Below are 7454 nucleotides of genomic sequence, written 5' to 3'. Positions count from 1 at the left end.
CCAACGCTCGATGCCGCGAGGGCGGATGTGTTCGAATACATCGAGCGGTTCCACAACCCGAGGATGCGACGAAGGGTCGCCAGGCAAGACCAGAAGTTCTCAGCCCTTTTACAACCGTCCGTGATTTCGGGGTAGAACCCCAGCCAGTGCATCGGCACTGTTGCGCAGGAGGATCGCCAGCACGCCAGCCAGCAGCATCACCGCGGTTGCGACCAGGAACAGGAACAGCTGGTACATCCAGTATTCGCGGCGGTTGGCGCGGCCCTCGAACTGGGCGTAGCGCTTCAACGGCAGAATCATTTCCTGCACGGCATCGATCCTTGAAAAAGTAGCCGCGCAGTGTGCCAAATGAACGCGTGCAGGACAATGTAGAGCCAAGCCATGCTCGGCTGTCAGGAGCCGTGAAGTGCTGCGAAAAGCAGTCGAGCATGGCTCGACGCCACATGAACCGGGTCAGCGGCCCTTCGCGGCCCTTGCCGCCTCACGCTCGGCGCGCAAACGATCCAGCTTTTCCTTCAACTTGATTTCCAGCCCGCGCGGCACCGGGTTGTAGTACACCCGTTCGCCCATCGCATCCGGGAAACCGGTCTGGTCGAGCGCGATGCCACCCTCCGCATCGTGGTCATACTGGTACTCGGCGCCGTAGCCCAGTTCCTTCATCAGCTTGGTCGGCGCATTGCGCAGGTGCAGCGGCACTTCTTCTGTGCCGCTCTCGCGCACATCGGACTTGGCCTGGTTGAAGGCCGCATAGCCGGCATTCGACTTCGCCGTGCTGGCCAGATAAAGCACCAGTTGGGCGAACGCGAGTTCGCCCTCCGGACTGCCCAGTCGCTCATAGATGTCCCACGCTTCCAGCGCCATGCTCTGCGCACGCGGGTCGGCCAGGCCGATATCCTCGATGGCCATGCGGGTCAGCCGGCGCGCCAGGTATGACGGATCGCAACCGCCATCGAGCATGCGGGTCAGCCAGTACAGCGCGGCATCAGGATTGGAGCTGCGTACCGACTTGTGCAGCGCCGAGATCTGGTCATAGAACTGCTCCCCACCCTTGTCGAAACGGCGGGTGCGGTCGGCCAGCACCTGGGTCAGGGTCTGCGGCGTGATGCGGCCACCCTCCCCGCCCGCCAGCTCGGCGGCAATTTCCAGCAACGTCAGCGCACGGCGTACATCACCATCGGCAGCGGTGGCGATTTCCAGCAGCAGTTCCGGCGCGACCTCGATGCCCTCTTCGCCCAGGCCGCGTTCGCGGTCACCCAGCGCACGCTCCAGCGCCTCAACGATGTCTGTGGGCGAAACGCCTTCCAGCACGTGCACGCGACAACGCGACAGCAGCGCCGAATTCAGCTCGAACGATGGATTCTCGGTGGTGGCACCGACGAACAGGATGGTGCCGCGCTCGATATGCGGCAGGAACGCATCCTGCTGCGCCTTGTTGAAGCGGTGCACCTCATCCACGAACAACACGGTGCGGCGGCCTTCGGCGAAGCGTTGCGCGGCCTCGGCCAGCACCTGGCGCACCTCCGGCAGGCCGGACAGCACGGCAGAGATGGCGCGGAATTCCGCATCGGCGTACTCGGCCAGCAGCAGCGCCAGCGTGGTCTTGCCGCAGCCCGGCGGCCCCCACAGGATCATCGAATGCACGCGACCGGATTCGACCGCGCGGCGCAGCGCACTGTCCGGCGCCAGCAGGCGCTTCTGCCCGACCATTTCGTCCAGGGTGCGGGGGCGCATGCGCTCGGCCAGCGGGCGCATGTGTTCCCGATCGACGCTCAGCAGATCGGGTCCGGGGAATGAAGTGGAGCGATGTCTTGGCACCCGGTCATTGTACCGCGCCGCCCAACGGTAGCGCCGGGCCGTGCCCGGCGGGCGGGACGCGATGTCTGGTAGTGCCGGCCGCTGGCCGGCAGATCAACAGCGTGTCAACCAAGGTTGACACCCACCAAGGCGGTGCCGGTTGAAACCCACCAGAGCAGAAAGCGCCGGGCCATGCCGGCGATCAGGCCACACGGGTGGTAGTGCCGGCCGCTGGCCGGCAGATCAAAAGCATGTCAACCAAGGTTGACACCCACCAAGGCGGTCCCGGTTGGCACCCACCAGAGCAGGTAGGGCCAGGCCATGCCCGGCGGATCAGGCCGCACGGGTGGTAGTGCCGGCCGCTGGCCGGCAGATCAAAGCCGGCAGATCAAAAGCGTGTCAACCAAGGTTGACACCCACCAAAGCGCCTCCGCCCACAGATCAATTACCGATGACGTCGGTGCCCTTCGGCGGCGTAAAGCTGAAGGTGCCGGCCGCGAAGCCCGGGTTGCGCTTCCAGCCACTGAAGCTGATCACGGTACGCTGGCCAACCGCATCGGTGATTTCCATCCTGGCCAGGCCCTGGGCGTTGAAGCCCAGCGCGGCGTACTGGAAGCTGGCTTCGGTCTCGCGCTTCGGCGACAGCGACAGCCACTGCAGGCCGTCGCGCTGCGCGGCCTCTTCGCTGACGTCGTACTGCTGCTCCAGCAGCGCCGGGTTGATCAGCGCGGTCAGCGGGCTGTTCTGCTCTTCCTTGCCCTGCTCGCGCACGGTGGCCTGCTCCAGGTCCGGCTCGTACATCCAGACCTTCTTGCCGTCGGCCACGATCAGCTGTTCGTGCGGGCGCACGTATTCCCAACGGAACAGGCGCGGCGCCGACAGGGCCACTCGGCCACTGGTCGATTCCTTCACCTTGCCACGGCTGTCGAACACCTGCTGGCTGAACTGGCCATCCAGGCCCTTCAGGCCGCTGGTGAAGGTCTTCAGGTCATCGCGGGCGCCAGCCCAGGCGCTGCCGGCGGCGGCACAGGCCACGGCCAGGGTGGTGGTGGCAAGGAAACGGCGGAAGCGGAAGTTCATGCGGGAATCCTGTGGGCGCGGGCGCCAGGAAAGGTGGTTGCCAGTGTGCCCGGGGAAAGATGAATGGGCGATCAGGGCGACATTATGCCGCCCTGAACGTCCATCGGCGATTCAGCCACCGGATCCCGGCAGCTTGCCGTACAGCACCTGGCCGCGGAAGCCACGCCGCACTTCGCGATACAGCGCGCGGAACGCCGGATAGTCCTGCGGCTGGCACAACGCCTCTGGCCCACGCACCGCATTCTGCTGCAAGCGGTGGTGCACGATCACCTCCTGGTCCTCGCGACTCCAGTCCACCCGGTACTCGCCGGCTGCATTGGCGAAACGCTGGCTGGCCGGGATGGCGATGATCGGCACATTGGCCGGGAACTGCAGGCGATAGGTTTCCTCGCGCAGGCTGGCATTGCAGTAGAACGGCGTTTCGTTGGCCGGCGCCGAGGCAGTGGCGTACAGCCCACGCACCGACTCGCCACCCGGCGGATCCGGCACGGCCATGCCGCCGGCCACGCTGAAGTCGGCGTAGTCCTCGGCCTGGAACGCCATGCGGTAGCCAAACGGCCGGGTCAGGTCGACCGGCACGCCCTGGATCTGCAGCTGCCCTCGCCCATCGAAACCAGAGGCGGCCATGATCTGCTCTTCAGCGCGCGCACGGTTCTGCGCGTTGAGCTGGGAGAACTGGGCGCGCATGCCGATCTCGGCGTTCTCGCCCAGCTTCGGAATGGTCTCGCCGCGCAGGTTGCCGTTGGCGTCGAAGGTGAAACGCACTTCCATCGAGGTGGCGTTACGCTCCGGCGTGTTGGCCGGGGTGCGCGCCAGCGTGGCGTCACGGGTACGCATCACCGGTGCACCCAGGTCACCCTCTGGCAGCTGACCGAAGCGCGCCCACGCGGTGGTCGAATCCAGGTACAGATCAAACTCGGGAATGTAGGTGATGGCGTGGTTGAAGCGGCCCAGCACCGGAATCTTCGGCAGCGTCGGACCGCCGCCGGCACCGATCAGCACCGGCGAGCTGGCGATGCCCTTGGCTGCCAGCAGCGCCTCCAGGATCGTCACATGGTCCTTGCAGTCACCATAGTGGTTGTCGAGGATGCTCTGCGCGCTGTTCGGCTCCAGCCCGCCATTGCCCAGGTACACCGCCACGTAGCGGATGTTCTGCGCAACCCAGCGATACAGCGCATCAGCCTGCTCGCGGCGGTCGCTGATACCCGCGGTGATCTCATCAGCCAGCGCCTGCAGCGCCGGGGTCACCTCGGCCGCCGGGCCCGCCTTGACCTGGTAGGCGCGACCCATCTGCGACCAGTCACGATAGGTACTGGCCATGATGTTCGGGCCGAACTCCCAGCCCGCCGCCGACCAGTTCTGCGCCGGCATCGCCTCGCGACGCTGGTAGCGCCAGCGCCACTGCGCCTGGCCATTCTTCACCGTCGGCCGATCGCTGCCCTGCACGCCGCGGCTGTCGATGAACATCGGCAGGTTGGCCGGCGCACTCAGGGTAACTTCGGCGTCCTCGTACTCGGTGAACACATTGAAGGTCTCCCACAGGCCGAAATAGCCCGGGAAGTACGGCGTGGCCTGGGTGCGGCGCACCTGGTAGTACAGACGGGTGCCCGGGGCCAGGTTCGGGAACACGATCACCCGCACCTTGCGGTCGGCATACATCGCCGCCGAGGCGCTGGAGTAGCTTTCCTGGGTGTAGATGCGGTCGGCCGGCACGTCACGGCGCTGGCCGTCGGCGGTGATGGTGTAGGCGCCAAGCACCTCCAGGGTTTCCATCTTCTCGCTGTAGCTCAGCCGCACCTGGCTGAACTGCTCGACCGAGGCCTTGGTCTTGAGCAGCACTTCGTAGGTTTCGGTCTGCACATTGCCGGCATCCGGCCGCACCTGGTAGTCGGCGCGGTAACGGACAATGCTGAAGTTATTGCTGGCTTCGGTATCGCCGCTGGTGGAAGGCGGCGCCGTGGCGGGCGCGGAGGTGGCGGTGTCTGCCAGTGCCGGGCCGGCAGCCAGGAAGGCTGCCAGCGCCAGTGCCAGCGCGCTTGGTACGGGGTGAAGCATGCGTCGGTTCCTTGGACGTCGTGGGGGATACGTCGGGTCTTACTTCGGCGGCGGCGGTGCCAGCACCGTGCGGTCGCCATTGTGCTCGGGCGGGCTGACCACGCCGGCCGCTTCCATGGCCTCGATCAGTCGCGCTGCACGGTTGTAGCCGATCTTCAGCCGGCGCTGCACGCCGGAAATCGATGCACGGCGGGTCTCGGTGACCACCCGCAGTGCTTCGTCATACAACGGGTCGGACTCGTCGCCGGACGAACTGTTCTCGGGCAGGCCGGTGGCGCCGACGACCACGCCGTCGCCCATCGTCTGCACTTCGTCCAGCACGCCGTCCACATAGTCGGCAGGGCCCATCGCCTTGAGGTGCTCGACCACGCGATGCACTTCATCGTCGGACACGAACGCACCATGCACGCGCTCGGGCAGCGCGGTGCCCGGCGGCAGGTACAGCATGTCGCCGTGGCCCAGCAGTGTTTCCGCGCCGGACTGGTCGAGGATGGTGCGCGAGTCGATCTTGGAGCTGACCTGGAAGGCGATACGGGTCGGGATGTTGGCCTTGATCAGGCCGGTGATCACGTCCACCGACGGGCGCTGCGTGGCCAGGATCAGGTGGATGCCGGCCGCACGCGCCTTCTGCGCCAGGCGCGCGATCAGCTCTTCCACCTTCTTGCCGACGATCATCATCATGTCGGCGAATTCGTCGATGAAGATGACGATGAACGGCAGCGTTTCCAGCGGACGCGGTGCCTCGCCGAGCTCCGGGTTCGGCTTGAACAGCGGGTCCATCAGCGGCTGTCCTGCGTCCTGGGCTTCCTTCACCTTCTTGTTGAAGCCGGCCAGGTTGCGCACGCCCACTGCGCTCATCAGCTTGTAGCGGCGCTCCATCTCGGCCACGCACCAGCGCAGGCCGTTCGCGGCCTCCTTCATGTCGGTGACCACAGGTGCCAGCAGGTGCGGGATGCCCTGGTAGACGCTCAGTTCGAGCATCTTCGGGTCGATCATCAGCATCCGCAGGTCTTTCGGCGAGGCCTTGAACAACAGGCTCAGCACCATCGCGTTGACCGCCACCGACTTGCCCGAACCGGTGGTACCGGCCACCAGCAGATGCGGCATGCGTGCCAGGTCGGCCACGGTCGGGCGACCGGCGATGTCCTTGCCCAGCGCCAGGGTCAGCACACTGGCCGACTTGTCATATTCCTTCGAGCGCAGCAGCTCGGACAGGAAGATCATCTCGCGGGTGACGTTGGGGATTTCCAGGCCGATCACCGACTTGCCCGGAATGACGTCGACCACGCGCACCGACTTCACCGACAAGCCGCGCGCGATGTCCTTGTCCAGCGAACTGATCTGGCTGACCTTGATGCCCGGTGCCGGCTCGATCTCGAAGCGGGTGATGACCGGGCCGGGATTGGCGCCGACCACCTGCGCATCGATGCGGAAGTCCTTCAGCTTGAACTCGATCTGCCGCGACAGGGTCTCCAGCGTCTCTTCGTCGTAGCCCTTGGGCTGCGGCTTGGGATCATCCAGCAGTGCCAGCGGCGGCAGGTCCGAGCCATCACCGTTGACGCCGCGGAACATCGGAATCTGGGTATCGCGCTTGGCCCGATCGCTCTTCTCGATCACCGGCTCCGGACGCGGCTCGATCTTCACCGGCTCGCGCTTGGCGCGCACCTCGGCGTCGGCCTTGCGCACTTCCTGGCGCTCCTCGCGCATCACCCGGGTCTGCTTCCACTCGGTGACTTCTTCCTTCTTGCGTTCCAGCAACGGCGCCAGCGACATCACGCCACGGCCGATCTTCTCCATCACCGTGAACCAGGACAGCCCGGTGGCCAGGGTGATCGAGGCCAGCAGCAGCACCAGCACGAACAGGTTGGCGCCCAGCGCGCCGAAGCCCACCGTAAGCGAATTGCCCACCAGCTTGCCGAGGATGCCGCCGGCACTGGAGACGTCGCCACTGAACAGGCGCACGTGCAGGAAGCCGGTGCCAGCGATGAGGAAACCGACCAGGCCGACCAGGCGCAGCGCAGGATCCAGGTCGTTCTCGCCCTTGCTCTCGCGCTTGAGCCCGAACATGGCGATCCACGCCAGCGCGCCGAGCACCACCGGCAGCAGGAAGGCGATGTAGCCGAACAGCTGCAGCAGCACGTCGGCGATCCAGGCCCCGGCGCGGCCACCCAGATTGTGCACCGGCGCGACCACGCTGCCGGTATGCGACCAGCCCGGATCAGTCGCTGAATAGGTGAAAAGACTGGCCGCCAGGTACAGCAGGGCCGGCGCGATGGCGATCAGGCCCAGATCGCGCCAGAGACGCTGGCGGCGTGGATTGTCGGTCGTCGCCGCCGCGGCCGTGCGACGTGAGGCCTTGCTGTCGTCGGACTTGGAGCGTTCGGGGACCTGCTTCGCCACCTTAGACCATACCTTTGGAATGCGCTGTTAGTGATTGATAATAAATGAGACGGCGTCAGTTTTCAGTTATGCGACGTCCGGCAGGCCAATCCGGGGGCCGAAACCACTGCTGGATGACGGCGTTC

4 protein-coding genes and 2 pseudogenes are annotated in these 7454 nt (G+C 65.9%); 1 reads left to right on the top strand and 5 read right to left on the bottom strand.

Annotation, left to right across the window (positions count from 1 at the left end):
- A pseudogene (locus AC5P99_RS21165) lies at nucleotides 1–135 on the top strand (IS3 family transposase); the annotation flags it as partial.
- Here the strand turns inward: AC5P99_RS21165 and AC5P99_RS21160 are convergent.
- From AC5P99_RS21160 to AC5P99_RS21140, 5 genes and pseudogenes are all read right to left on the bottom strand, one after another.
- Nucleotides 133–309 (bottom strand): annotated as a pseudogene (locus tag AC5P99_RS21160) (DUF805 domain-containing protein); the annotation flags it as partial. The pseudogenes AC5P99_RS21165 and AC5P99_RS21160 sit on opposite strands and share 3 nt — an antisense overlap.
- Before the next feature lie 144 nt (nucleotides 310–453).
- Nucleotides 454–1752, bottom strand: coding sequence for a replication-associated recombination protein A (locus tag AC5P99_RS21155; protein ID WP_229297714.1), 1299 nt, complete (start codon nucleotides 1750–1752; stop codon nucleotides 454–456).
- A 483-nt stretch (nucleotides 1753–2235) separates the two neighbouring features.
- Entirely contained in the window at nucleotides 2236–2874 is a 639-nt protein-coding gene (gene lolA, locus AC5P99_RS21150) for an outer membrane lipoprotein periplasmic chaperone LolA (RefSeq protein WP_049448152.1), read from the bottom strand.
- A gap of 111 nt (nucleotides 2875–2985) precedes the next feature.
- Nucleotides 2986–4929 carry a DUF3857 domain-containing protein gene (locus AC5P99_RS21145; protein WP_495213530.1) on the bottom strand — a complete coding sequence of 648 codons (1944 nt, stop codon included), beginning with the start codon at nucleotides 4927–4929 and terminating at the stop codon, nucleotides 2986–2988.
- A 39-nt stretch (nucleotides 4930–4968) separates the two neighbouring features.
- Nucleotides 4969–7329, bottom strand: a complete 2361-nt coding sequence (locus AC5P99_RS21140) for a DNA translocase FtsK (RefSeq protein ID WP_005413288.1) — start codon at nucleotides 7327–7329, stop codon at nucleotides 4969–4971.
- Nucleotides 7330–7454: the final 125 nt, after the last annotated feature.

The sequence above is a fragment of the Stenotrophomonas sp. YJH_SMC_80 genome (genome assembly GCF_059372495.1).
This window is presented reverse-complemented; position numbering and strand designations above follow the sequence as displayed.